This is a genomic window from Marinobacter sp., assembly GCF_041595835.1.
Classification (GTDB): Bacteria; Pseudomonadota; Gammaproteobacteria; order Pseudomonadales; family Oleiphilaceae; genus Marinobacter.
This window is the reverse complement of record NZ_JBFHJO010000013.1, coordinates 48,530-74,739: the sequence shown is the minus strand read 5'-3', so window position 1 is coordinate 74,739 and position 26,210 is coordinate 48,530. Positions and strand designations below refer to the sequence as shown.

Sequence of the window (26,210 nt, the reverse complement as noted above, 5' to 3'; positions counted from 1 at the left end):
TATACGATGACTTCCGTCATGGCGACACAGGCTTGGCACCGGAACAGTCAGCACCGGAAGAGCAGTGGCTGGCGGAAGACCCGCGGGTTGCCTGGCTTCAGAAAAAACTGGCCAGTCTGCGTCCCGCCAAAGTGGTGGTAATTTGTGCCCGGGCTGACACAGCAATGGCGCTGGAAAGCTATCTGCAGTTGCGTGCCGGCATTCGCAGCGCGGCTTTTCATGAGCATCTGAGCCTGATAGAACGCGATCGTGCAGCTGCCTATTTTGCCGATACTGAGCAGGGGGCTCAGGCGTTGATCTGCTCGGAAATCGGCAGTGAAGGCCGTAACTTCCAGTTTGCTCATCATCTTGTGTTGTTTGACCTGCCGGCCAATGCTGACTTGCTGGAGCAACGAATCGGCCGCCTGGATCGTATTGGCCAGACAGAAGCTATCCGCATTCATATTCCTTATCTTCAGGGCACCAGTCAGGAGGTTCAGTACCGCTGGTTCCACGAAGGGCTGAACGCTTTTGCGGAAAGTTGTGCCGTAGGTGTGGCTGTGCATGAGCATGTCAGTGCTGAATGGCAGACCGTGTTGGATGGTGATTGGTCTGCATTGGAGCCTTTGTTGGCTGCCAGCGCAGAGGAAACCCGCCGATTGAAAACGCTGCTGCATAACGGCCGGGATGCGCTGATCGAACTGAACTCTTGCCGCCGGGATGAAGCGGAGGCTTTGATCAGCGAAATAGAGAAAGAAGAAGGCTCTGCTCTGGTCCGTGATTACATGATTCAGGCCTTCGATATTCTGGGTGTTGATCTTGAAGACCATAGCGAGCATGCCGATATCCTCAAGCCCGGAGAACAATATCAATCCGGTCATGTAGCTGAGTTGCCGGAAGATGGCCTGACCGTTACCTGGGAGCGTGAACAGGCTCTGAAACGTGAGGATATGGCGTTTATGAGCTGGGAGCACCCGATGGTGACCGGAGTTATGGATTCTGTAACCAGTTCGGGGCTGGGCAAAGCCGCGCTGGCGAGCCTGTCGGTAAAAGCTCTGCCACCGGGGACTTTATTGCTGGAGGCCGTGTTTGCCGTTCATTGCCCTGCACCGGAAAGTCTGCAGTTGACCCGCTACCTGCCAGTGTCACCGCTGCGCCTGGTGGTTGATGTGGATGGTCGTAACCTGTCAAAAGCGTTGCCCCATGACCGGTTGAATGAGTTGTGTTCCAACATTCGCCGTCGTACTGCCCAGGCTATCGTGCCGAAAGTCCGGACCGAGGTAGAAGCTATGGTCAATCACGTTGAACAGCTCGCGGAGCCGCACCTTTCGCCCATGAAAGAACAGGCGTTGGCTCGGGTTGAGGCTGGTTTCGAACCGGAGATCCGTCGGCTGGAGGCTTTGCAAAGAGTGAATCCGGCCATCCGAGATGAAGAGGTAGAGTTTCTGCGTCATCAGCTGGAGGCTGCCCGTGAAGCTATTCGCCATGCGAGTCTGGCTCTGGAAGGTATCCGGGTGATCGTGACGGCCTGAGACCAGCCAGCGCTTGAGGGGGCTGCATAATTTGGCACCCGGCATCTGTTAAGGTAAGTTGAACACCGATTATTTGTAAAAGCCTTTGGTGAATACATCAAAGGCTCTGATCCATGGAAAACAGAGGGAACCTGTAATGACATTGATTCTGTTTCTGGCGGCGCTGGCAGGCTTGTTGTTTGTTATGCGCCGGGAGTCTGGAGCCAAGCATGCCATCGGCGTGATGTTGGTGGTTGGGGTGCTATCCCTGTCGAGCTCTGTCTGGTTAAGTTTGTTGTTGTTTGTCGGTGCTGCTGTGACAGCGGCTGCAGGCCTGCCGCAATTCCGGATGAACTGGCTGACCCCCCGGGCCTTTGCCATGTTCAAAAAAGTGGCACCAAAAGTGTCAGACACCGAGAGGGTTGCTCTGGAAGCCGGTACTGTAGGCTGGGATGGAGAACTGTTCACCGGACGCCCGGACTGGCACAACCTGCTGATTAACCGTCACACCGGATTGAGTGCGGAAGAACAGTCATTTTTGGACAACCAGTGTACTCAGGCGATGGCTATGTGCAATTCCTGGGACCTGGCTGTTGAGCGTGCGGACCTGCCTAAAGAGCTTTGGGATTTCCTGAAAAAAGAAAAATTCTTCGGAATGATTATCCCGAAGGAATTTGGTGGTCTTGGATTCTCTGCCAAAGCCCAGACAGCGGTACTGCAAAAGTTGGCCGCCAATGAAATGTTAATGGTAACCGTAGGGGTGCCAAATTCTCTCGGGCCAGGCGAACTGCTGCTTAAATACGGTACTGACGAACAGAAGGCACACTATCTGCCCCGGTTGGCGGATGGTCGTGAAATCCCCTGCTTTGGTTTGACCGGGCCCCGTGCCGGGTCAGATGCTACTTCGCTGCCAGACACAGGTATCGTCTGTAAGCAGGAAGTGGATGGCAAAGAAGTGCTGGGTATTCGCCTGAATTTTGAGAAACGCTGGATAACTCTTGCCCCTGTAGCAACCGTTGTTGGTTTGGCGTTCCGGATGTTTGACCCGGATGGGCTGCTGGGCGAGACCGAAGATCATGGCATTACCTGTGCCCTGATTCCCCGGAACACCGATGGCATGGAAATCGGCCGTCGTCATTGCCCGATTGGCTCGCCGTTTATGAACGGTCCCATCAAGGGTAAGGACGTGTTCATCCCGCTGGATTACATTATCGGTGGTCAGGAAATGGCAGGCGAAGGCTGGCGCATGCTTGTTGAATGCCTGTCGGTTGGCCGTTGCATTACGTTGCCTTCCGGGGCAGCAGGTGCCGCAGCATACGCGGTGGGCACAGCTGGTGGCTTCACTCGTGTTCGTCGTCAGTTCAACACCCCGGTGGCGGAGATGGAAGGTGTGCAGGCGCCTTTGGCTCGCATTGCTGGCAAGACCTACATTGCGCAAGCAGCCGTTAATCATACCGCCAATATGATCGATAAGGGCGAAAAGCCGGCAGTGCCGTCGGCCATTCTCAAATATCACCTGACCGAGTTCCAACGTGACATCCTGACTGATGCAATGGATGTTCACGGTGGTAAAGCGGTTACGCTCGGGCCTCGTAACTATCTGGGTATTGGTTATAGCAGTACTCCCGTATCGATTACGGTTGAGGGTGCGAACATTATGACCCGTAGCCTTATGATCTTCGGTCAGGGAGCGATCCGTTGCCATCCTTATGTGCTGAAAGAGCTGGCTGCCAAAGACAATGATGACATCAAAGCCTTTGATGAAGCCTTCTTTGGCCATGCTGGCCTGGTCTTTGGTAATGCGGCCCGTGCTTTCACTCAGGCATTGTCCATTGGTAAGGCTGACGTGCCATTTGACAGCGCTTCCAGAAAGTTTGCTCAGGCTCTGGCTCGTTTCAGTTCTGCATTTGGCCTTTGTGCGGATGCGGCCATGACGACCCTGGGTGGTGAGCTGAAGATGCGTGAACTGCTTTCGGCCCGTCTGGGTGATATGTTGGCTAATCTGTATCTGGGTTCCATGGTGCTGAAAAACTGGCACGAAGCGCAGCCGGTGGAAGGTGAAAAAGAGCTGATGGAGTACAGCATGACCCTGCTGCTGCATCGCACGGAACAAGCGTTGGATGAATTCCTCAAAAACCTGCCCAGCCGCCCTGTGGCTATAGCTTTGCGGGTGATTACTCTGCCGATTGGCCGTTGCTGGGCTGAGCCGAGTGATAAGTTGACCAGCAAGCTGGCCCGCGCGATCTCGACAGATACACCGCTGCGTAGCAAGTTGATGGCAGGTGCCTGGACCACTGAAGGTGAAGGGGATGTGCCGAACCCTGTGGCGCAATACAACAGCCTGCTCAAGGATTACAACAAAGCAGAGCAGTTGTATCGTAAAGCGAACAAGGCCTACGCCAAAGGCGAACTGCCAATGACGGCGTTGCATCCTGAAGAGCGTTTTGAAGCAGCTCTTGAAGCGGAAGTCTTCAGTCAGGAAGAAGCAGACTTCATGCGCCAGTATGAAGCACTGGTTCTGGAAATGCTGACCGTGGATGACTTCCCGTTTGATGAGTTTGCCCGTAATAAGGGCACACTTATCGCTCATAATCCGGCTTAAGGGATTAGGCTGAAATGTGGTTATCTGCACTTGCAGTGAGTGTTGGCGCCGTTATCGGCGCCAACCTTCGCTGGTTTCTGGGGCTCTGGTTGAACGCCTCATATCATGTATTACCCTGGGGTACCCTGGTGGCTAACCTGGCTGGTGGCTGGCTGGCCGGGCTGTTAATCGGCGTCTTTACTCATAGTAGTACGCTGGCGCCGGAGTGGCGGCTGTTTGCGATTACCGGTTTGTGTGGAGCCCTTACAACCTTCTCAACCTTTTCTTTGGAAATGTTCGGGGCTCTTCAGGAGGGTAAGTGGTCGGTGGCTATAGCCGGCATTCTGGTGCACGTAGTCGGATCTGTCCTGATGACCGCTTTAGGCTTCTGGACCTATGCGCTGGTCAGGGGCTGATCTCTGGAGATATAGCCGGTCAGGTGTTGGGTATCTTTACCTACACAAATTCTTACAAAGACCCTTGGCAAGCCGAAGTTTCCAGAGTAGAGTGTTTGCTGAAGGAAAGATTAGCACAGCAGTTCATGAATAAGACGTACCTCCGCATTTAGTAGTGCCGTCCTGTTTTTGATCCCGCGAGTTCAGTTTTTCCGAATACACGCTGACCAGCACCAATGAGGTGTGTGGCAGCAGATAAAATGATTGATTTCAGGAAGTTTACGTATGTCTACTGTTACCGGTACTGTTAAGTTCTTCAACGAAGCTAAAGGTTTTGGTTTTATCACTCGTGAAGGCGGCCCGGACGTATTTGTTCACTACAGCGCCATCCAGGGTTCTGGTTTTAAGACTCTGGCTGAAGGCCAGCAGGTTGAGTTCACCGTAACTCAGGGCCAGAAAGGTCCTCAGGCGGAGAACGTTGTTCCTCTGTAATCTGTAAAGATTCAGGAACATCAGAAAAGGCAGCTTCGGCTGCCTTTTTGCGTATTGGTGGAAAGTGCAGTGTAGATTTCAGTCAGGCTGTTCGTCGCGTTCGTCAGAGTATCCAGAACTAAATGGTCTGACAGTTACCGGCTATGAATAAAATCGAATCAAACGACCCTGTCGCGATGGTCATTCTTGACTATAGTTAAGTGTATGAACGGTTGTAAGCCTGAAGTAGTTCAGGTGCCGTGTCCCGACACTAACAACAGCAATAATGCGGGGTCGTCTATGTTACTGTCTCATGCGTTTGGTCTTTTTACCCACCCTGGCCAGGAATGGGCATCGATCCGGAATGAACACGAAAATCCTACGAAACTTTATGTAGCTTATGTACTGGTGCTTGCCGCTATTGCGCCGGTCTGTGCGTATATCTCTACGGCTCATTTTGGCTGGTCTGTTGGTAATGAACGGTTAATAAAACTAACTGAAATCAGTGCGGTTCAACTGAGTGTGCTGACATACATCGCGATGCTGGTGGGTGTCTTTGCCCTTGGCTACGCCATTAACTGGATGGCCAAAACCTATGGTGCCAAGGAAGAGCATGTGCCTTCTAATGGCATTGCACTTGCGGCCTATTCTTGCACACCAATGTTTCTGGCGGGGTTCGCGTTGTTATATCCGGTTCCCTGGTTTAACGCTCTGATTTTTCTCGGGGCGGCGTGTTATGGCGCCAAGCTTATGTTCGATGGTTTGCCCATTGTTATGGGTATTGAGAAAGGCAGGGCGGTGATGTATGGCGGTGCATTGCTGACCGTTGCTTTGGTTGTTCTGGTATCGACCCGTGTCGGTTCGGTGATCTTGTGGAATCTGGGTGTTGGCCCGGTGTTCATCAGTGGCTGACCGCGCCTTGAGTGTTGTTGCAGATATAGTATAAACGGGCAATTAACCCGCAACCTGTCTAGGACAGGTTGCGGGTTATTATTGAGGGGTCCCCCCGGCCTTCCACGGCGGCCAGTTCAGCGCTCGACAACCATTCTCCGGGTGGTTTTTCCAGAACTGCAGCGCAAGCGGCCACGGTATGGGCCCAGGAGCATCTGTTGGCAAACAGCATTCCGCTGGCATTCAGTGTGCCACCTCGGTTGATGTAGCCTAGCACCCGTGAGTGCGCCGGGTGAGGGAAAAGCGTGTGCAAGTGACCACGGAAAACTTCTGGCCGCATGTGGGTTAACGCTACTCGCCGCTGCATGCGGTGTGGGAACAACCGTTCCTGCTCAAATTCATTCAGGCAAACCTCCGCTTCCATCCGATCCCTGGGCTGGCGAAACCGGCCAGGCTCTTGTAAATAGACCAGTCGGAACGGAGTACCGGTTTCCCTTATTCGTTCACAGGCACGAATGGCCTCGGATAACTGGTAGGAGCCACTGGCAATCAACAGTAATGGTTCTTCGCCGGCCGAGGTGTCTTCATCGATAACCAATGCACCATGGCTGGCCAGGCTTTGGGCCTCGTTGGCGTTGAATATGCAGGGTCTTTCACGTTTCGGAATTACCATGCAGCTGATTTTCCCCCGCCCGCTGAAGACCGACGGCAAAACGGCCATTACGCTGTTGTAATCTGCCGGGAACAGCACGCGTGATACATCGCTCATTTCGCCAAGCATGGCTTCGCAGAAGGTGGTGTCTTGGTGGGACTGTTCGTTCTTGCCATTCTCCCAGGTATGAGACGTAGCAATCACCGGAAGCCCGAGCCAACGGGCAGGGCGACCGATTTCCTTTTGGTGTCGCGCAAAAATGAGTTCCTGCCGGATGGCTCCCAGCATTTTTACACAAAAGGCTTCATAACTGGCGACCAGGTTCAGGCCGGCTTTGTTGGCCAGGCAGGCCGACACCACGGCTTCTTCATTAAGGGCGGTGATTATATTGCCGTGCACCGATTCCTCTTCACTTTCCGGGTCATTCACCCGGTGTTTCAGGTCTTTTAGTATCCCGTTAAGACGGTTGCTGGCCAGTTCATCCGGGTTCCCGACACGGGCTCTCAGGTCCGGATTTTCGGTCACTAATTTGCGGAAGAAATCATCAACCGCGGCCATTGGTATGGCTTTGTACTGCTCCCACGGCAAGGTTGGAAATCTGGGCTCGACCGGATTTCGGGTGGCCAGGGGGTGATCCCTTTCAAGTGGTCGATTCTGTTGGTCGTGCTGATTGAGCTCGGCAACGGCTTGCTGGAGCTCAGTTGGGGCAACCCACAGAGGTTTTGCGTATTCATGGAACAGCGCCCGGACTCGTGAGTCCAAACGGGGGTTGCCCGGTAATGGCAGGTTGTGGGCGGCATTCATACCTGCGCCATAAAAGCCATAACCTTTAACGGTCTGCGCAATTCCAAAGGGAATCCGGGCCGGATAGGGGGTCTCGCCACTCAATGCAGCTCTGCTATCGGCTGCCAACTCCTGTTCCATATCATACAGCGCGCAAACAAACGCGGCCGGATCTTTGCCATCAAAGCGAACAGGGTTAAAACCATAGGTTTTCAGGCGCTCTTCATAGCGTTCCAGTCCTTCGCGGGTGCCGAGTTCGGTTCGTTGCTCTATCCGGCGACCATTGGCAATCATGACGGGCAAGACTTGCCCGCAATCTTCGGCCCGCCACCAGCGGGGAACCCAATCGCTGCCTCGCTGCTCTTCAGCGGCCCCATCAGACAGAAACGCTACCAGAGATTCTCCGGGCAATGGCATGTGTGCGTATTGCAACTCGGCAAACCCCAGATAACCTCCTTCAATAATGCCGCCAGCTGTATAAGGATTTACGTGGCTTCCCAGTGGCGAGGCTGTGGTGCCATCCTGATTTTGTCGGTAACTGTAAAAATCAGACGCGAGCCGGGATAGGCCATCGGTGGAATGGTATCGGTCGCGTTGCTCCGGATGGAGGTTTCCGGTCAGCACGTTCAGGGCATCAATAGCAGCCACACAGTGGCCTTGCCCCATCAGCCAGCTTCGGGTTTCACCCGTAAGGTTGTTTAACGCAAGGTAGGCAGCATAGGCGGTCACCATGTTAAGTGCTCCACCAGTATGGCCTTCCGGAGACGCTTTAAAGTCCTGAGGAGTAAGCTCTGCTCCGGAAGTATCAACCCGGTTGCAATAGGTCATGTGTACGACCAGCCAGAGCCCTGCGCTGGCTAGTTTGTCCAGGGCAATCAGTTTCCGGAAGACGGTGTCAGTATCAGGTTGGAGGCCAGCATTAACAAGCTTAATGGCAAGAGCCTGAACTTTTTTGACAGTTTGATCGGAGTGGCTGAATACTCCATACCCTTTCCGCCAACGCTCGAATTCAGAGCTAACCGTTGCCATATTGTGCTCATCGGATTGCTCAATAGGCGAAGACATAATCAGCCTCCATGGCTTTAATGATAATTCGGATAGTCTAATAGCTGAGGGCTCAGAGGCCATTGATGCAGGTCAGTAGTATCTGCATCATTTAGATAGCTTGGTATATTGCGAACTGCAGGAATGCAGGCTTGGGTTAGGCGGAAATTCGTTATAGGATGGCGTCCTTAACTCATCTTTGAAAGGAATCAGACAATGAGTAAGGCTATTGTGCTATTGGGTGATCTTGGTATGGATCATGCGGGTTTCCCTCCTACTCCGGTTATTGCGGGCTCACCGGATGTGTTGGTTGACGGCAAGCCTGTTGCCCGGCTTGGCGACCCTTTGGCGCCGCACTCCAAACCAAAACACCCCCCGCATCCCCGGGCGATAGCTGGAGGCTCCGCAACGGTAACCATTAATGGTGTGCCAGCCGCAATAACGGGCAGTGCAGTTTCCTGCGGTGGGGTCACCATTGGCAGTGGCACAGTGATTATTGGCGGATGACGGTAGCTGTCCTGTGTTGTGAACCGGGAATTGCTTAAGCAGGAGTGCAGATAGTCGCATGAGAGTATTGTTTGATTGGTGCCGCTCAGGGTGTTCATGGTTGGTTTTATGCCTCCTGTGGTCTTCAGCAAGCTACGCAGTCAGTTCCGGCGCTCCCAACCTGGCTTCAGTGAGTGCTGCTGCAGCCGTAGTGGGTGAAGATGCCCTGCTGTTTGGTAAGCATGCCGATCGTCCGGTCCCGGTGGCCTCCATCACCAAGCTGATGACGGCGCTGGTGGTTATGGAATCTGGCCTGGATATGAACGAATGGCTGACCTTCGAAGATCGCCATTTACCGGCAGCTGCAAATGCCTGGACCCGCATTCGCATTGGCTCCCGATTACGTAGGAAAGATGTGCTGCGAATAGCCCTGATGTCGTCAGAGAATTTTGCCGCCTACACCTTAGCGCGCTCCTTTCCCAGCGGCTTCGATGATTTTGTTAAAACCATGAACGAAAAAGCCAGATCACTGGGCATGGTAAACACCCGGTTCGTTGATCCCACCGGTCTGTCTGCAGATAATGTATCTTCAGCTGCCGACCTGGTTTTGTTGGCTCAGGCTGCGTTGCGTCATCCGGAGATTCGCGAATACTCCACGACAGGCTATTTTCGTGCTGAGTTCCGAAAGCCTCGTTACAGTTTGTCTTATGGCAATACAAATTCTTTGGTTCATAGCGAGCGTTGGGGTGTAACCCTGAGTAAAACCGGTTATCTCAAAGAGGCCGGCCGTTGTTTGGTGATGGTGTCAAAGATGGACGAGAAGGATGTCATTACTGTACTGCTAGACTCTTTGGGTACCCGCTCCCCGATGGGAGATGCTGGGCGAATTAAGCGGTGGCTGGTGACAGGGGAATCTGGTTCAGTTGCTAAAGCAGCAAAACGCTATGAGCAGGAAAAGAACGCAGAGCTACGTCAGTCCAGTCTGGCTGTTCCCAATAATCATTGAACCGAGTAAACCATGATTCAGATACTAACCACTGGCGGTACCATCGATAAGGTGTATTTTGATGCCAACAGCCAGTTTGAGGTTGGCGACAGTCTGCTGCCTGAGTTACTGGCTGAGTCCAATATTCACGAGGGTTACGACCTGCGTGAGGTGGTGCGTAAAGACAGCCTGGAACTGACGGATGAAGACCGTGCCGCCATTTTTGATGCCGTTACTGAAACAGCCAGCGAGCGTATCCTGATTACCCACGGTACCGATACTATGGCCGAGACGGCCCAGGTTCTGAAGTCGGTGCCCGACAAAACAATTGTGCTTACTGGTGCGATGCAGCCAGCCAGAATGCGGCATACCGATGCCATATTTAATATTGGCTTTGCCTGGTCGGCGGTACAGTTGTTGCCAGCGGGCGTGTACATTGCCATGAACGGGGAAGTGTTTGAGGCTGGAGCTGTGCGGAAAAACCTTGAAGCACAGAAGTTTGAACGTACAGACAGCGCTGGTTAAACCGGGTTAAGGATAGACCGGACTTCTTCCTCTGTCAGTTCCCGGTACTGGCCAGGTTCCAGTATCGGGTCCAAAGTTATAGCCCCGACTCGCACCCGGTGCAGGCCTTCCACATGATTACCGACCGCCGCCAGCATGCGTTTTACCTGATGGTAGCGGCCTTCGTGTATCGTCAGTTCAATCTTTGTTTCTGAACAGTTGACGACTATCGCCGGCCGTGTTGGCTTATTTTCGCCTTTCAGCAGCACGCCGTTTTCAAGTTGTTTCCGGGCATCGCTTGATAGTGGCTCTGCCAATTGAACCTGATAGGTTTTCGGGCAATCACGCCGGGGTGACGTGACTTGGTGTGACCACTTCCCATCGCTGGTGAGCAGTAATAATCCTGTCGTGTCTTTATCCAGTCGGCCGGCAATATGAACCTTTGAGGCCATATCTGTGGGCAGCAAATCAACTGCTGTGGGTTGATTGCTATCGGTCGTGGCGCTAATCACTCCTTCCGGCTTGTTCATCATCAGGTAAATCTCATTGGGAAGCGACAGCACTGAGCCATCAAGCTCCACCAGAGTGGCTTCGGCCACCGGGGTGTTTGCTGACCGGCAGAGCTCCCCGGAAACCTGAACTCTTCGTCCGATAATTGCTTTTTTGGCTTCTTTTCTTGAAAGCCCGGTGCAGGTGGCAAGGTATTGGTCGAGTCGCATTCCCAAGAGCCTCTGGTTTTGCTGCTAGCTCTCAATGATGATGTTGAGCTGCTTCAGTAGCTGCGAGGAGGGGAAACCATCAGCGATCATGCCTTGAGCTTTCTGGAAGGCTCGAATGGCTTTGCGAGTATTGGACCCGAGAATGCCATCGGGTTTTCCGCTTGGATAGCCTTTATCTCCCAGCATTTTCTGTAGCAGCATGACCTGATCCCGGGACAATGTTGGCTGGTCTTCGGGCGGAGGATTCTTCAGTCCGCCGGCTCCGGCAATGCGATCAGCCAGATGGCCAACGGCGATGGCATAAAATTCTGAGCGGTTCCAGCCCATGATTACGCGGAAGTTATTGTAAGCCAGAAAGGCAGGGCCTTGGTGGCCACTAGGAACAACGAGTGATGCGTGAATGGGCTCGTCTGCCAGGGCATTGCCGTAAATATCGGTAATGCCCAGTTTGTTCCACTCATCAAGAGACAGGCGGCGCCCGTCTGCAAGGTTGAAGTCGAAGTTGCGGGGTATCAGTACCTCCCGGCCCCAGCGATAGTCTCCGTCCCAGCCCATTGATTGCAGGAATCGGCCGGCAGACATCATCGCATCTGGCAGGCTGTTCCAGAGGTCTCTCCGACCGTCGCCATCCGCATCAACGGCGTGCTTCAGGAACACCGTAGGCATGAACTGGACATGCCCCATAGCTCCGGCCCAGGAGCCTTCCATCTGCTCAACGGGAATGGCCCCCTCGTCAATAATCTGTAAGGCAGCGATGAACTGCTCCGTAAAAAACGTGCTACGGCGTGGATCACAGGCCAGGGTGGCTAATGCACTGGGTACCTGCATTTTTCCGAAGTAGCTGCCGTAGTTGGTTTCCAGACCCCAGAAAGACACCAGATAGGGGGCGGGTACGCCGGTTTCGGCCGTTACCTGTGCCAGCAACTTACTATGGCTGGCGAGCAATTCACGGCCTTTGCTAATGCGGGCGTCATTAACCCGACGATTCAGGTAGTCTGCAAAGGTGGTGGTGAATTCCGGCTGGCGACGATCTAATTCGATCACCCGTTCAAGATAACTGGTTTGTGCGATTACGGAGCTGGCGGTGCTTTCGCTAACGCCGGCTTTAATGGCTTTGCTGTGCAAAGTCTGCTTGCATTCGGCGAAGGCGTTTTCTGTCATGGTTGGCTCTGCCGTCGTTTCCGCCTGCACTGAACAGGTCAGGGAAAAAAATGACAGAGTGATGAATGTGCGTAGGAATGTCGTCCGTGCCATTAGCTGAACCACAGGAAACCTCTTAATCCGTATCAGGGTATTTGTTGGGGTCATGGTAGCGCGTTTTTCGTTCAAGGAAATGGTGCAGCATAGCCAGGCAGGTGACAATTGTTTAATGGCATTGTCGCGTTTGTTGTCTTTTTGTGGCGGGTAGGTCACGAGATGGGGCGAATGTTCTATAGTTGAAGCATTCTACAAACCCGGAGTGATCGTTTATATGGCTACCCTGAAGGCACTGGTGGTGGACGATGCCAGTTTTGTGCGGGATCTGATCAAACGAACCGTGCGACAGCGTTTCCCCGTTATTGAAATGACTGATGCCCAGAATGGGCGCCGTGCACAGTCGCTGATGTCGAGAACGACCTTTGACCTGGTGCTGTGTGACTGGGAAATGCCTGAAATGTCGGGCCTGGAACTGTTGCAGTGGATGCGCCAACAACCTCAGTATCAAAATGTACCGTTCATTATGATCACCAGTCGGGGTGATAAAAATCATGTGGTTGAGGCGGTTAAAGAGGGAGTGTCAGAGTATCTGGGCAAACCTTTCAGTCCGGAAGGGCTCAGTAAAAAGGTCTCCAAGGTGATGGGGCGGCGTTTACAAGAGGCCGTGGCTCAGGGTGGGAGCCCTCTTGGCGGCCAGTCGGAGGTGTTTAAAGAGTCTGCTGCACTGCTCACGCAAAAGCGGGAAGAGCCAGAAGTAAAAAAAGAACCGGCTGCAAAAGTACAACCCGACATCTCCCCTCTCATGCAGGGGGCGGATTCTTCTGCCAAAGCGAGAAAACCGGCCACCCGTGGCGTCATGAATATTGCCTCGGTGAGGTTTTCTGATAGCACTCTTAAATCGGTGGTTAAAGATATTAATCTTACGGAAGTCCGGGTAATTGCGAAACGGGATCAGGTTTTCCCGGGAATTCTTGATCAGGCCGTGGTGGATATAGATGTGGGAGAGGGGAGCATGGCTCGCCTGAATGGTTATGTGCACCAGTTGCAGGCAGTTGATAAACGACAGGACACGGATTTTGTCAGTGTCACGATTCGCTTTGTGGATGAGGATCCCCAGAAACTGGAGGACCTTTCAAAGTTTATTGCCCGCTTCCGGGCGGGAAATCGCTAAACAGCCGAGTGCCCGGCTTCGGCCTCAACCAGGCGCTCACAGGGGAAATGGCAGATGAAATCGCTGCCAGCGCCAATATTGCTGTGAATCTCCAGGTTTCCATCGTGATTGATCAAGACGTGCTTGACGATGGCAAGCCCCAGGCCTGTGCCGCCAGTTTCTTTGTGTCTGCTTGGGTCCGCTCGGTAGAAACGTTCTGTTAGCCTTGGGATATGCACCGGATCTATCCCGATGCCAGTGTCCCGGACCGATAAATGTGCACCATACTGATTGGCTGTCCAGGTGACGGATACCTCGCCACCCGCCGGCGTATATTTGACCGCATTAAAAATAAGGTTGGAAAAGGCGCTTCTTAATTGTCGGCTGTCACCCCGCAGTGGTCGGTGATCAGTGATGTTAATGCTGATTTGATGCTTTTTATCGCTGCTCAGAACCCTGGCATCCTGACAAATCTGGTTTAGTAGCAGCCCGACATCGATAGGAGTCTCATCCACCGTGTGCTCCCCGGTTTCAATTTTCGACAGCAGAATCAGGTCTGTAATCAGTGCCTCCATCCGGGAAGATTGGGCCGCCATCGTATTAACAGCCCTGCGCCATTTTGGTGGAAGCTCGTCGCCATGATCAACCAGCGTCTCAAGATAACCGCTGATGACCGTCAATGGTGTTCTCATTTCATGGGATACGTTGCCGATGAAATCGCGGCGCATTTGTTCCAGTTGGAACAGGCGGGTTACGTCTTTAGCAACAATCAAACGGTCGTTATCACCGAAGAGGCTGATTTGAAGTTGCAGGTGAATGTGTGGTTTGGCGGGCGAGTTGATTTCGAGGGGTTCCTGGTAGTCCCGGGCCTTAAAGTAGGCCTTGAACGCCGGAGAACGAATCAGATTGTGTATATCCTGGCCTCGGTCAGTGTGGCGCCTGAAGCCGAGCAAGTGCTCGGCGGAACCATTCCACCATTCCATCACGCCTTTGGCATCGGTCATGATGACGCCATCTCGCATGGAGTTAGTAGACTCCTGAACCCGGCTGATGCGGGAGCGCAGTTTTTCTTGTTTCTTCAGGTGGTTCTGATTGAGTTTGTTCAGGCTGTCGAAGATACCTCCCCACATGCCGATACTTTGCGGGGCTTCGTCAGGGGTATCTGGGTTGGCTAGCCATTGGTACAGTCGGCGAGCCTGAATCAGTGTCCACCAAAGATAGGCAATCAGGCCGACAAGTAACCCGTATAAAGGCTCGCCAAAGTAAAAGCCGATTAACGTTGTTGCACCGATGCCCGCGAGAACCAGGCGCAGGTATCTGGACCAGTTATGCTGCATTCTTCGAAAACCTGTAACCTGCTCCCCGAACCGTTTGAATCAGGTAGTCATAATCATCACCCAGCACTTTGCGCAGGCGCCGGATGTGCACGTCTACCGTGCGTTCTTCGACATAAACGTTGCCGCCCCATACCTGGTCCAGTAACTGTGCGCGAGAATAAACCCGCTCTTGATGGGTCATGAAGAATTGCAGTAATCGGTATTCCGTTGGGCCTATGCTGACGGCTCCACCGGGAGTTGTGACCCTGTGGCTGACTGGGTCCAGAATCAGGCCGTTTACTTCAATCGGGCTGTCGACGCCTGCCGGGGTTGCTCTGCGCAGTACGGCTTTGAGACGGGCCACTAACTCTCTTGGACTAAAGGGTTTGGTGATGTAATCATCAGCTCCAACCTCCAACCCCTGAATCTTATTATCTTCCTCGGCTTTGGCGGTCAGCATAATGATAGGGATGTCTGCGGTAGACTCGTCTTTTTTCAGGCGTCGGGCTAACTCCACGCCGGTGACTCCCGGTAACATCCAGTCCAGAAGAATCAGGTCAGGTTGCTTGTCGACAATCAACGTGTGGGCTTCACGGGCATCTGCGGCTTCCAGACAGTCGTAATCAGCCATTTCGAGTGCTACTGCGATCATTTCACGGATCGCTGCTTCATCGTCAACGATCAGGACAGTTTTTCCAGTCATGAGGTTTAACCTGTGTCAGACTCCGGGAGCTCGTCAGTGGCTCCCTGTTTGTTACCGGCCCATTACAACGCGTCTTTGTTACAAGTTTATGACATCGGTGCCGGTTACAGCGTCAGGTCGAGAATCAATCCGGCAAATACGGCGAGCCCTGCCCAGTTATTGTTCAGGAACGCTTTGAAACAGCCTTCTCTGGCCCGTTCCCGTGCCAGAAACTGTTGGTAAACAAACAGCGCCGCCATCACCGTCAGGCCCAGATAATAGAAACTTCCGAGATCAGCCTGCCGGCCAACCAGAATCAGGATGAAAACGACCAGTGCCTGCAGCATCGCAATAATGGCCCGGTCTGCCTCACCAAACAGAACAGCCGTCGATTTGATGCCAACTTTAATGTCGTCATCCCGATCAACCATGGCATAAAAAGTATCGTAGGCAACGGTCCATAGTACGTTGGCAGTGAATAATAGCCAGGTCATCTGGCTCAATTCATTTGCTTCCGCTGCCCAGGCCATGGGAATGGCCCAGGAAAAGGCAGCTCCCAGAAATAGTTGTGGCAAGTGAGTGTGGCGCTTCATGAATGGGTAGATAAACGCCAGCAAAGCTCCGCCGAAAGATAAATACAGTGTCAGAGTGTTCGTGAACAGGATGACGATAAGGAGGGATATCAAACATAGGGCGCAAAACAGGCCAACGGCCTCCCAGGCGTGAATGCGACCGGTGGTCAGCGGGCGGTCCTGTGTTCGTTCTACGTGGCGATCCCACTCCCGGTCAGCAAAGTCATTGATAGCGCAACCGGCTGCCCGCATTAAGAACACACCAAGGGTGAAAATGACAATGTTGGCCAGGGAAGGACTGCCATTGCCTGCGAGCCACAGTGCCCAATAGGTTGGCCAGAGCAGCAGCAGGGTGCCAATAGGCCTGTCGATACGAAGAAGCTTTGCGTAGTCGGCTAAGCGTGCCCGGGCCTGCTCGGGCAGAGCGTTCTGCAACATGGCGATTATCATCCGTTTGTCGGGCGCTGGTGTGGAGTCCTGATTATAGCCACCAGTAAGGTGCTGGTTAAACCCGCGCGTCAGATTGGTACAGTGTCGGCAAGAGGTATTCGCAGACCATGAGAGAGCTTCCTCTCCTATGGAACAGCGAGCGGCGAGCCAGCAGCGGTTGCGTTGAGTCGTGGGGTTGGCAAAGGCCCGTTTCCAAAGGGCCGCGGGTCCATTCCTGATTGCTGAACAAGTAGGCTCCAAGGGGCTTGTTGCCCAGATTGAGAAGGCGTCGACCGCGGCCTTCTAGGCAGCTGAGGGGGATGATTGTGCGAGCCAGTACCCACGGTTGGCCATCTCCGCACAATCGAACTTCCCGGATCCAGGCTAATTGTCTGGGAGGAATGGACAGGCGACGGGCTTCTTCGGAAGATGGTTCAGAAAAGCCTTCCTGAATCACCTCTACATGAAAGCTGAAACGGCATTTTTTCTGCAAGGCTTTGGTGAATGAACCTTCGACTCTCAGCCATGGGCGGGCAGGCCCATGCACTTCAGGGTTGCCGAGCCCGGCTGCGGTCAATGAGCGGTACCAACGGGTTGCTGGGATGATCCGCTCTGACTCCCTGTTAAAGCCCTTTGACAGCATAAATGCCGGGAGCGTTTCGCCAGTAACCTTTGTAGTCCATGCCGTAGCCGAACAGAAAGCGATCTTCGACAGAAAGGCCGGTGAAATCCGCCTTGAGGCCTGGTTTTGCTTTGCGATTATGGTCTTTATCGACCAGAACTGCGGTCAGGACTTCGCTGGCACCGTGGGCCAGACAATAATCAGCAATAGCGCAGAGTGTGGTGCCTTCGTCCAGAATGTCGTCAACAATCAGAACGGTGCGGCCTTTCATATCGGCTTCAGGCTGAAGTTTCCACTCCAGGATGCCGCCCGTGGTTTCCTGCCGATAACGGGTAGCATGCAGGTATTCGGATTGCACCGGGAATTTAAGTCTTGGCAGCAGCTGGCCTGTCAGGATAAGGCCGCCATTCATGACGCAAAGCAGCAGAGGATTGCTGTCTTTCAGACGGTCAGTGATGTCTTTCGCCATGCTGTCGATGGCGGCGTCTACCTGCTGTTCATTGACCAAACAGTCGGCTTCAGCCATGACTTGGTTCATTTCAGCGACGGTGTCGGTCATAACGGTCGGTCCTGTCGTAAAAGTCGCCGATTATACAGAACCGGTGTGTGTGAAGGGAGGGTGCATGGCCTGATCGGCATCTGTAATTACGGCTATTGGCACAAAACTCGTGTTCATGGTGTCGGTTCTGGCATTGGTCTACCCGGGTACGGCAGGTATTATGGCGACTGTTTGCAGCGTTGTGCCGAGTCACATGTTGAGCATCCTCTGTAATTTATGCTTGATTGAAGTATTGTAGGACAATATTATTCGGCCAATTAATTATTACCGGAGAGTTTTTATGAAGAAGTGGCAGTGTGTGGTTTGTGGCCTGATTTATGATGAAGCTGAAGGTTGGCCGGAAGATGGTATTGAGCCTGGGACCCTGTGGGATGATGTGCCTGAGGATTGGGTGTGCCCGGATTGTGGTGTTGGTAAGGAAGACTTCGAGATGATCGAAATCAGCTGATAAGTGGAGCAGAACCATGACGCACCAAGCGCCCATTGTCATTGTCGGTACAGGGTTGTCCGGTTATTCGCTCGTTAAAGAGCTGCGCAAGCTCGATAAAGAAACTCCTGTTGTTATGGTGACTGCTGATGACGGAGTTAGTTACTCCAAGCCGATGCTGTCTACGGGGTTCACCAAAGGTAAAGATGCTGAAGGGTTGGCTCAGGCTGGAACTGACGTGATGGCAGAGCAGCTTGGAGTGGAAGTTCGTACGTTTAGCACCGTAACGGGAATTGATACCGTTGCTCATGAACTGATTTTGGGCGATGAGAGGCTTGCTTACAGTAAGCTGGTGCTGGCGTGGGGTGCGGATGTTATTCGCTTGGGTATTGCTGGTGATGGCCAGGACCATATCCACTCCATTAATGACCTGATGGATTACCGGGCCTTTCGTAAAGCTCTGGATGGTGGTAAGCGGGTAGCTATCATGGGCGCAGGCCTTATTGGCTGTGAGTTTGCCAATGACCTGCGAAATGGTGATTACGAAGTCGACGTGATCGCTCCCGATCCTTATGTAATGCCAAGCCTGCTTCCGGTTGCTGCAGCGAAGGCTGTCCAGCATGAACTCACCAAGCTGGGCGTGAGTTTCCATTTAGGTACGGTGGTTGAGCGTGTAGATCGCAGTGAGAAAGGTGGTGTCAGGCTGATTCTTGGCAATGGTGAAACGCTTGAGGCCGACCTTGTGGTCTCTGCGGTGGGATTACGCCCGCGCATTGAGCTGGCGAAAGCCGCAGGCCTGGACGTTGGCCGGGGTATCAAGGTAAATCGGGCGCTTGAAACGTCTGCGCCGGATGTTTATGCCTTGGGCGATTGTGCAGAAGTCGACGGTCAGGTTCTGCTTTATGTGTTGCCCTTAATGGCGAGCGCCAGGGCGTTGGCAAAAAATCTGGTGGGAGAGCATACGCAAGTGCGTTATGGCACCATGCCGATCATGGTTAAAACGCCTTGTTGCCCGACAGCTGTATGCCCACCACCGGCAGGTGCGGATGGTGAGTGGCATACTGAACAGGAAGGTTCTGATGTAAAGGCGTTGTTCAAGGCACCCTCCGGTGCAGTGCTTGGCTTCGCCGTCACCGGTCGCTTTGCGGTTGAAAAACAGTCTCTCGCGAAAGAAGTGCCTCCCATTCATCAGGATTGAGTCTACGCCTCCGGGGTTATACCGCCCTGGTGGCTCCTTTCTTTTTTATTTAGCATTGCGAAATTCCTACGCCTGGGGTAGAAAACTAATTCGTAAGCTAAGAAGCTGATTTAACGCTCTCAGATGATGTAACAGGAGCCGGCATGCTAGAAGTAACTCGAAAACTGGTGGAATTACTGGATTTGTCACCTATTGGTGACGACCACTTCCAGGGTGATAGTGAAGACTTGGGCTTCCCCCATGTTTTTGGTGGACAAGTGCTGGGGCAGGCGTTGATGGCCGCAAGCCGTACCGTAGAAGACCGGTTGTGCCACTCTCTGCACGCCTATTTTCTGCGTCCCGGCAACCACAGTATGCCGATTGATTACGAAGTGCAGCGGGTCCGTGATGGCAGCTCTTTTGCGGTACGCCGGGTAATTGCACGTCAGGATGGCAGAGAAATTCTGACCGGGTCGATGTCTTTTCAGAATGCTGAAGAAGGGTTGAGCCATCAGTTTGATATGCCAGAAGCGCCAGCGCCGGATACGCTGCGTTCCGAGCAGGAATGGGGCAAGCTGATAGCAGATCAGGTGCCGGAAAAGCTGAGGGATGTGCTTACCCGTGACCGGCCTATTGAGATTCGCCCGGTGAATCCAGTGAACCCGTTCAAGCCGAAAAAGGGGCCTCCCCATCGCCAGAACTGGTTTCGGGCGGCCGGGACTTTACCCGATGATCCCGTTTTGCACCGCTGCTTGCTGACCTATGCTTCAGATTTTAGCTTTTTGGGGACATCAATGAATCCCCATGGCCGAACGTTCATGAGTAAAAACATGCAGGTGGCCAGCCTGGATCATGCGATTTGGTTTCACCGGGATTTCCGGATGGATGACTGGTTGCTGTATGACAAGGACAGCCCTAGTGCATCTGGAGGGAGAGGGTTCAACAGAGGCAACTTCTATACTCAGGGCGGTGTGCTGGTGGCCTCAACCACTCAGGAAGCACTGATTCGAGAGAGGCGGGTCTGATCGGGCAGCCATTTAATCAGCTCGTCAAACGGTAGCGGCCGGGTCAGGAAATAACCCTGGATTTGGTCGCAGCCCATTTTAGCCAGCAAATTGAGGGTCTCTTCATTCTCAACCCCTTCTGCCACAACGGTATAACCAAGGCTGTGGCACATATCGATGGTGGTTTGCACAATTACCCTGTCTTGTTCCCGGTCGGCCAATTCGGTGATGAGTGATTGGTCAATTTTTATTTCGCTGGCGGGCAGTTGTTTTATGTAGGACAGTGATGAATACCCGGAACCAAAATCATCGATCGACAGTGGTATGCCTGCCTCGTTAAGGGAGTTCAGTGCGTTAAGGGAGTTTACGGGATCCTGCATCATTGATGTTTCTGTAACTTCGAAACTGATGGCGCCAACATGCGACTGGTAGCTTTTTAGCAGGTGTCGTACAAAGACGGCGAAATCGGGTTCTCGCAAATTGTTAGGCGAGATGTTAACTGCAATGCCTGTAACGCAGCCAAGCTCCAGAAGACGGCTTCGTATCTCCAGAGCTTCTTTCAGAACCCACCGGGTGAGAGGCTTAATAAGCCCACTTTGCTCTGCCACGGTAATGATTTCGTCGGCGCGAATGGGTTGTTCACGGTTTGGCCAGCGAATGAGTGCTTCGAATCCGGCGATTTCCCATGTTTTCAGAAAAAGTTTTGGTTGTAAGTACAGGGTAAGTTCGTTGTTGTCGATAGCGTGGCGAAGCTCTGAAACCAGAGTGAGCCTGTCTGCACTGTAGGAATCCCTCGATGGCTTGTAGTAAGCCATGCCCCGCTCCTGGGCCCGCTCTGAACCTTCCGCTATGACTGCGCGTCGAATCAGAGTGCTGGTATCCGTTCCGTGGTCGGGATACATGGCAACCCCTAGCTGGGGCTGCAAAGGCACTTGCATGCCCAGAAAATCGATGGGGCATTTGACCTCTTCAAGGCATCGTACCACTTTCCGTCGAGAAGCCTCTGTTAGCGCTGCATCAACCACGAAGGCGAATGTCTGCGGGTCGAAGTGGGCCATGTAGTAATTGTGTTGACTGTTCTGTTCAAGAGGCAGAATGCCGGGTACATCCCGCATGACGGCATTGTAGTGTTTGGCTGCCCGGTCCAGAATTTGATCGGTATTGCGATGACCCAACGTTTTAGTAACCGGGGCCAGATTGTTGAGGTGCAGTACGATGATGCCATAACGCTTGTCTGGATTTTTCTGTATCAGCTCATTGAGCTGCATTTCGAAGCTGCTACGGTTTGGCAGGCCGGTTAGTGGGTGGTGGAGGGCCTGTTTCATCAGTTGAAGTTCTGCAGTTCGCCGGGCCTCAAGGGCTCTGATTTCAGCCTCGCGGGCGGTTAATTTTTCCTGCCGCTCATGGTACAGCCGGGTGACCAACGCCAGGCTAAGCAGACAGGCTTCCAGCACCGAACCCATCTGCATGCCATAGGTGGTGATAAAGCTGTTTGGAATCAGCCCCATTTTGTTGGCGCCTGTGACCGCACTGCCAAGGGTCAGAGCGCCCCAGGCTACCGTATAATAGGCCGCCTGAGGGTTGCCTTTGAGCCACTGCAAGGGGCCGATAATGGTTAGAAGCAGGCAGCTCGGTATTGCCACCGCAACAGATAACCGGCTTGCTGTGCTGTAATCTGTGAGAAAAGCAAAAAGCACCAGGCCCCAGTTCAGGGCAATGGTAAAAAGCATGAAACGGTCGAGTATGGGGCTGGTTGTTTTTAACCGCAGGAAGGCCCGGGAAAACATGGATGAAAAGGCCACGGCCATAGGGACGACAGCTGCTATTGCTATGCTCTGGATGCTTGGACTGTTGGGCCAGAGCAGTTGGTAAGTGCTGCCATTCAAGCTGCCGACCAGTAGCAAGTAGCCCAGGGTGGAAAGTGTGTACAGTAAGTAAACGGATTCCCTCAGCGCCACAAACACGAAGAGGTTGAAGCAGATGACTGTCAGCAAAATGCCGTAGTAGCCCGCATGCAGCTGAGTCTCTATAGAGGCTTTTTCGAAGTACTTCTGGCTGTTCCAGAGTTTTACAGGCACTTGCATGGCGCCCTCAGTTTGCACCCGAATCAAGACCTGATACCGCCCTTCAGATTCCAGGCTGAGGGGAAATAGAAAGTGAGGGTGTTGGATGGGCCGTTCAGCAAAAATTTTCTGGTCGCCGGTGCTTTCACGCTGGATGATTTTGTCGCCGTCAAAAACATAAAGATCAATAAAATCGAGAGGCGGGTAACTGATTTCGATCAGGTTGCTCAAGTCTGGGTCGGAAATCGGGAAACGAAGCCAGAGATGATCGTGGATGTAGCCGAAATTAGGGGTTTCTTCCGGTACTGCCCGCCATTCCTCCGATTTCATGGCCTGACTGGGCGTGAGTTCATTCCCCGGAGGCAGCCGAATATACTCCATGGCTGGGGTATAGGAGAGCTCTGTTGCAAACGCTGGAACCGAGGTGGCCAGTATCAGCAGTAGAGCCGCCAGGAGTCGGGCTGGTTTCATCAGGTTCACGCGTTACCGTTCTTGTCATTCTTGTCGCTTACACAAGAGTATGGCCTGTCGCCGGAGGTGGCTCAAGCGAGAACTTGAAGAGATTTGAAAATTTGTTTAACCGTTGGTCAAATTTTGTCAATCCACTCTCTGATCCATTCCAGCGCTTTGGTTTCCGGCTCCAGAGTTTCGAGGGCATCAATTTTTAATGTTTCGCCTACCTTGCGGGCAGAGGTTTCATAGAGCGCTTCTTCCATCAGGTCACCTGCTCCGCAATAGGTATCTCCATATGAGCTGTCACCCAGAACGATGATGCCAAATGGGCGCCCTGGCTGCTGAGGGAGCTGATCTTTCAGATCTGTATAGAATGGTAGTAGGTTCGGTGGGAGCTCACCCTGGCCCGTGGTGGACGTGCAGACAAGGATGGCATCGTCGGTGGAGGTGATGTCCTTCAAGGTGGGGGCTTCCAGAACGGTTACCTGGTGACCTTCCGGTTCCAGTTCTTCTTTAATTTTTCGGGCGGTCATTAGTGCGCCGCCGTACACGCTACCGGTCAATATGCGGATTGATGCCATGTTGGTGCCTTTGCCTGATGAGTTGGAGCTTGTTCAGGCGAGTGATCATAACGGCCGGGATAGTCAGGCTCAAGTAGCCGGATGGGGTTCCGGATCGTGGCTGCGAACCCGTGGGGAAATGCGGTTTCTACCGCTTTTCTTTGCGTTATAAAGCTGGATGTCCGCCAGTTTGAGCAGCTCATCGATGGAATCGACGTTTGAAATGGAGCAGACGCCGGCGCTGAGAGTGACCGGTATGACCGTGTTTTTATGATTGAATTCGGTACTCGCTATTTCCGATCTCAGGCGTTCCGCTAGCGCGAGGGCTTGCAGGAGTGTGGTGTCGGGAAGCAGGAGCAGGAATTCTTCGCCGCCCCAGCGTGCCGCTATATCGGTTTGTCGTATGACACCTCGGGTTACTTCAGCAAATTGTTCCAGCACCAGGTCCCCGGCATCGTGACCGTAGTTATCGTTGATCTGTTTGAACAGATCAAGATCAATCAGGACAATAGAAAAGTGGTGCCCGGCTCTCTGGAATCGTGAGAATTCAGCATTTAACCGGTTAAGCATTTCTCGTCGGTTGGCTAAGCCGGTCAGTTCGTCGGTTCGCGCAGCGTGTTCGTGGGCCTGGGCGAAAGCGACAAGTTTATTGCGAGCGCTCTGCCGGGCGGCCTCAAGAACAAAGCAGAAGATGGATTCAAAGATAAGCGTGGCGAAAAAACGAATTTTGAAGTCTGTGCTGTACCTGGCGGTAACGCCAGGCAAATCCGGAAACTGGAATACAACGATGGCTGCCAGGTAGCAGAACAAAAGGATGGCCGTGCCGCCCTTCAGGCTGGTCAGGAAAAATAGCAGGGGTGGCAGTACATAAAACCAAAGGGGGCCTGTACTGGTTTCTCCGCCGGTGGCGATAAGGTAGGAAAACAACAAGGCCACAAAAGTGAGCAGCCCGGCTTTTTGTACTTCCCGCTTTTTAGTTCTGGCAAACCAGAGCATATTTGCAAGAATAGGTATGTTAAACAGCCAAAGAATGATGGCATGGGTGTGATTGCCAGAGTACCAGGCTTTGGCGCCGATGCCGACCAGGCACAACAAAGCCATTCCCGAGACGTTTGTCAGCACGCGAGAAATCTGTTTCTCTTCGTGTTCGGTAGAGAGTATGTAGCTAGGCTCTGAGGTATTAGGCATTTGTGTTGTACTTTTTGACACATTTTTTCCAAGTATGCGCCAAAATAGCTCAGGGTTGGAGGCTAACTTGTCTACAATGTGAAGAGCGACCGAAACAGCGCCTTGTTTCAATTTAAAGGCAAAAATTTTATAGTGCGCGCCCAGTGATTTGTCCAATCTATTCTGTTTAAAGAGAGCGTAGAGCTTATGGCACGTTCCAGTGGTTTTCTGGATACCCTTCTCAGCAGTCCGACCACGGAACGATACAGAGTCGGCTTAAGCGTGCTTTTCCTGCTTGGCGTCTGGTTGGTGGTTGGCTCTTTCAGCCAGGGGTTGCCGAATAGCATGCTTCTGATGGCGGCTGCTGTTATTGGTGGTTATATGGCCATCAATATTGGCGCTAATGATGTCGCTAATAATGTTGGCCCTGCGGTGGGGTCGGGTGCGCTTTCTTTAGGGGCGGCTGTGATTTTGGCGGCTGTTTTTGAGGCAGGTGGTGCGTTGATTGCCGGGGGCGATGTGGTTTCCACGATTAAGGGTGGCATTATTGACCCGACCACACTTGAAGACCCGCGTTCTTTTGTGTGGCTGATGACAGCAGCGCTGTTAGCCGGGGCCTTGTGGTTGAATCTCGCTACCTGGATGGGTGCCCCGGTTTCTACCACACATTCTATCGTTGGTGGTGTTCTGGGCGCAGGTGTTGCGGCCGGTGGCTGGGCCATCGCCGACTGGGCTGTGATGGGTAAAATTGTGGCCAGCTGGGTCGTTTCTCCTGTGCTGGGTGGTGTTCTGGCCGCTTTGTTCTTGTTTGTCATCAAAAAAACCGTTCTTTATCGCCAGAATCTGGTGTCATCTGCCCGTACCTTTGTGCCTTGGCTGGTGTCTATTATGGCGTGGGCTTTCACCACGTACCTGATGATCAAAGGCGTAAAGAAAATCGTAAAAGTGGACATTGTCGAAGCTTCATTGATTGGTCTGGCGGTGGCGGCCATTGTATTTTTCGTGATGCGCAGCCTGGTAAGCCGTCGCGCTGCAACCATGGAAAATAGCACTGAGGGGGTGAATGCCCTGTTTACCTGGCCGCTGGTGGGTGCCGCAGCCCTGCTGAGTTTTGCTCATGGGGCTAATGACGTGGCCAACGCCATCGGCCCTCTGGCTGCCATTAACGATGCCATTCATGCTGGTGGTGGCGTTGTGGTCTCTGCAAGCATTCCTCTGTGGGTGATGATGGTGGGTGCTATCGGGTTAGCTGTTGGTTTGATGCTGTTCGGCCCAAGGTTGATCAAAACCGTGGGCAGTGAAATTACCGAACTGGATAAAACCCGCGCTTTCTGTATTGCACTGTCTGCCGCGCTGACCGTTATTCTGGCGTCCCAGCTGGGTTTGCCGGTCAGCTCGACTCATATCGCTATCGGTGGCGTGTTTGGTGTTGGTTTCCTTCGGGAGTACCTGAAGACGAACTATGCAACCCAGCTGCATAAGATTATCGAGAAACATGAGCCCGCTGAGCAGGAGCGCTTGAAACCATTCCTGGATGATTTCCGCAGTGCGACCGTCGAGGAGATGGAGCACTTGCTAAAACAGGCCAAAAAGAAAAAGCAGCAGGTGCCCTTGTCAAAATCTGAGCGTAAGCGCCTGAAGAAAATTTATAAGGAAGAAATGGTCAAGCGATCACACCTGACCCGGATTGCAGCAGCCTGGATCATTACTGTGCCGGCCTCAGCGCTTATGGCAGCGTTCTTATTCTTTGCACTTCGAGGTGTGATGGTTTAATGGTTGGTGGGGCTGGTTAGTGCCTCTTAGTTTGGCCATACTGTAAGCAAGGTTTTAC

General features: G+C 53.0%; 24 protein-coding genes. 13 read left to right on the top strand and 11 right to left on the bottom strand.

The genetic code is table 11. The features are described 5' to 3' along the window. The 5 genes from rapA to ABYA77_RS06955 all read left to right on the top strand — a co-directional run. A partial coding sequence (rapA, locus tag ABYA77_RS06975; protein WP_372965233.1) for an RNA polymerase-associated protein RapA occupies window positions 1-1,511 on the top strand: 1,511 nt, incomplete at its 5' end. Window positions 1,512-1,647: 136 nt separating this feature from the next. After that, on the top strand, window positions 1,648-4,092 hold the full coding sequence (locus tag ABYA77_RS06970; RefSeq protein ID WP_372965232.1) for an acyl-CoA dehydrogenase: 2,445 nt from the start codon (window positions 1,648-1,650) through the stop codon (window positions 4,090-4,092). A 14-nt stretch (window positions 4,093-4,106) separates the two neighbouring features. Beyond that, on the top strand, window positions 4,107-4,487 hold the full coding sequence (crcB, locus tag ABYA77_RS06965) for a fluoride efflux transporter CrcB (protein ID WP_372965231.1): 381 nt from the start codon (window positions 4,107-4,109) through the stop codon (window positions 4,485-4,487). A gap of 264 nt (window positions 4,488-4,751) precedes the next feature. Further along, a complete protein-coding gene (locus ABYA77_RS06960) occupies window positions 4,752-4,958 on the top strand; it encodes a cold-shock protein (RefSeq protein ID WP_058341996.1) in 207 nt (68 codons plus the stop codon). 279 nt (window positions 4,959-5,237) lie between these two features. Continuing rightward, window positions 5,238-5,849, top strand: coding sequence for a Yip1 family protein (locus ABYA77_RS06955; protein WP_372965230.1), 612 nt, complete (start codon window positions 5,238-5,240; stop codon window positions 5,847-5,849). A gap of 58 nt (window positions 5,850-5,907) precedes the next feature. Here ABYA77_RS06955 and ABYA77_RS06950 read toward each other — a convergent pair whose 3' ends face one another. Then, window positions 5,908-8,328 carry a xylulose 5-phosphate 3-epimerase gene (locus ABYA77_RS06950; RefSeq protein WP_372965229.1) on the bottom strand — a complete coding sequence of 807 codons (2,421 nt, stop codon included), beginning with the start codon at window positions 8,326-8,328 and terminating at the stop codon, window positions 5,908-5,910. 195 nt (window positions 8,329-8,523) lie between these two features. On the opposite strand from ABYA77_RS06950, the gene ABYA77_RS06945 reads away from it, so the two are divergent. From ABYA77_RS06945 to ABYA77_RS06935, 3 genes are read left to right on the top strand one after another with little or no spacing between them, the layout of a single operon-like run. After that, window positions 8,524-8,814, top strand: a complete 291-nt coding sequence (locus ABYA77_RS06945) for a type VI secretion system PAAR protein (protein WP_372965228.1) — start codon at window positions 8,524-8,526, stop codon at window positions 8,812-8,814. A 58-nt stretch (window positions 8,815-8,872) separates the two neighbouring features. Beyond that, on the top strand, window positions 8,873-9,799 hold the full coding sequence (gene pbpG, locus ABYA77_RS06940; RefSeq protein ID WP_372965227.1) for a D-alanyl-D-alanine endopeptidase: 927 nt from the start codon (window positions 8,873-8,875) through the stop codon (window positions 9,797-9,799). Window positions 9,800-9,811: 12 nt separating this feature from the next. Beyond that, on the top strand, window positions 9,812-10,303 hold the full coding sequence (locus ABYA77_RS06935) for an asparaginase domain-containing protein (protein WP_372965226.1): 492 nt from the start codon (window positions 9,812-9,814) through the stop codon (window positions 10,301-10,303). On the opposite strand, the gene ABYA77_RS06930 is transcribed toward ABYA77_RS06935, so the two are convergent. Both ABYA77_RS06930 and ABYA77_RS06925 read right to left on the bottom strand, forming a co-directional pair. After that, a complete protein-coding gene (locus tag ABYA77_RS06930) occupies window positions 10,300-11,001 on the bottom strand; it encodes a pseudouridine synthase (RefSeq protein WP_372965225.1) in 702 nt (233 codons plus the stop codon). The two genes, ABYA77_RS06935 and ABYA77_RS06930, sit on opposite strands and share 4 nt — an antisense overlap. Before the next feature lie 24 nt (window positions 11,002-11,025). Beyond that, entirely contained in the window at window positions 11,026-12,255 is a 1,230-nt protein-coding gene (locus ABYA77_RS06925; protein ID WP_372965224.1) for a lytic murein transglycosylase, read from the bottom strand. A 217-nt stretch (window positions 12,256-12,472) separates the two neighbouring features. On the opposite strand from ABYA77_RS06925, the gene ABYA77_RS06920 reads away from it, so the two are divergent. Further along, window positions 12,473-13,369 carry a response regulator gene (locus ABYA77_RS06920; protein WP_372965223.1) on the top strand — a complete coding sequence of 299 codons (897 nt, stop codon included), beginning with the start codon at window positions 12,473-12,475 and terminating at the stop codon, window positions 13,367-13,369. Here the strand turns inward: ABYA77_RS06920 and phoR are convergent. From phoR to ABYA77_RS06895, 5 genes are all read right to left on the bottom strand, one after another. Further along, a complete protein-coding gene (gene phoR, locus ABYA77_RS06915) occupies window positions 13,366-14,685 on the bottom strand; it encodes a phosphate regulon sensor histidine kinase PhoR (RefSeq protein ID WP_372965222.1) in 1,320 nt (439 codons plus the stop codon). The two genes, ABYA77_RS06920 and phoR, sit on opposite strands and share 4 nt — an antisense overlap. Beyond that, a complete protein-coding gene (gene phoB / locus ABYA77_RS06910) occupies window positions 14,675-15,367 on the bottom strand; it encodes a phosphate regulon transcriptional regulator PhoB (protein WP_372965221.1) in 693 nt (230 codons plus the stop codon). The genes phoR and phoB overlap by 11 nt, the downstream gene beginning before the upstream one ends. Window positions 15,368-15,471: 104 nt before the next feature. Then, complete coding sequence (gene ubiA / locus ABYA77_RS06905) at window positions 15,472-16,356, bottom strand: 4-hydroxybenzoate octaprenyltransferase (protein WP_372965220.1); 885 nt, start codon at window positions 16,354-16,356, stop codon at window positions 15,472-15,474. A 67-nt stretch (window positions 16,357-16,423) separates the two neighbouring features. Beyond that, window positions 16,424-16,990 carry a chorismate lyase gene (locus ABYA77_RS06900; protein WP_372965219.1) on the bottom strand — a complete coding sequence of 189 codons (567 nt, stop codon included), beginning with the start codon at window positions 16,988-16,990 and terminating at the stop codon, window positions 16,424-16,426. Continuing rightward, window positions 16,971-17,528, bottom strand: a complete 558-nt coding sequence (locus ABYA77_RS06895; protein WP_372965218.1) for a hypoxanthine-guanine phosphoribosyltransferase — start codon at window positions 17,526-17,528, stop codon at window positions 16,971-16,973. The genes ABYA77_RS06900 and ABYA77_RS06895 overlap by 20 nt, the downstream gene beginning before the upstream one ends. Window positions 17,529-17,808: 280 nt before the next feature. Here ABYA77_RS06895 and ABYA77_RS06890 point away from each other — a divergent pair, with 280 nt between their 5' ends. From ABYA77_RS06890 to tesB, 3 genes are all read left to right on the top strand, one after another. Continuing rightward, complete coding sequence (locus ABYA77_RS06890; RefSeq protein WP_372965217.1) at window positions 17,809-17,976, top strand: rubredoxin; 168 nt, start codon at window positions 17,809-17,811, stop codon at window positions 17,974-17,976. Between the two features lie 16 nt (window positions 17,977-17,992). Then, complete coding sequence (locus ABYA77_RS06885) at window positions 17,993-19,153, top strand: NAD(P)/FAD-dependent oxidoreductase (protein ID WP_372965216.1); 1,161 nt, start codon at window positions 17,993-17,995, stop codon at window positions 19,151-19,153. Window positions 19,154-19,296: 143 nt separating this feature from the next. Then, window positions 19,297-20,157 carry an acyl-CoA thioesterase II gene (tesB, locus tag ABYA77_RS06880; protein ID WP_372965215.1) on the top strand — a complete coding sequence of 287 codons (861 nt, stop codon included), beginning with the start codon at window positions 19,297-19,299 and terminating at the stop codon, window positions 20,155-20,157. Here the strand turns inward: tesB and ABYA77_RS06875 are convergent. The 3 genes from ABYA77_RS06875 to ABYA77_RS06865 form a co-directional block, all read right to left on the bottom strand. After that, complete coding sequence (locus ABYA77_RS06875) at window positions 20,124-22,670, bottom strand: EAL domain-containing protein (protein ID WP_372965236.1); 2,547 nt, start codon at window positions 22,668-22,670, stop codon at window positions 20,124-20,126. The two genes, tesB and ABYA77_RS06875, sit on opposite strands and share 34 nt — an antisense overlap. A 116-nt stretch (window positions 22,671-22,786) precedes the next feature. Beyond that, the gene (locus tag ABYA77_RS06870) at window positions 22,787-23,233 is read right to left on the bottom strand and encodes a flavodoxin (RefSeq protein ID WP_372965214.1); all 447 of its coding nucleotides are present in this window, start codon (window positions 23,231-23,233) and stop codon (window positions 22,787-22,789) included. A gap of 69 nt (window positions 23,234-23,302) precedes the next feature. Next, a complete protein-coding gene (locus tag ABYA77_RS06865) occupies window positions 23,303-24,421 on the bottom strand; it encodes a GGDEF domain-containing protein (RefSeq protein WP_372965213.1) in 1,119 nt (372 codons plus the stop codon). A gap of 165 nt (window positions 24,422-24,586) precedes the next feature. Here ABYA77_RS06865 and ABYA77_RS06860 point away from each other — a divergent pair, with 165 nt between their 5' ends. Then, window positions 24,587-26,152 carry an inorganic phosphate transporter gene (locus ABYA77_RS06860; protein ID WP_372965212.1) on the top strand — a complete coding sequence of 522 codons (1,566 nt, stop codon included), beginning with the start codon at window positions 24,587-24,589 and terminating at the stop codon, window positions 26,150-26,152. The last annotated feature ends 58 nt before the right edge of the window (window positions 26,153-26,210 follow it).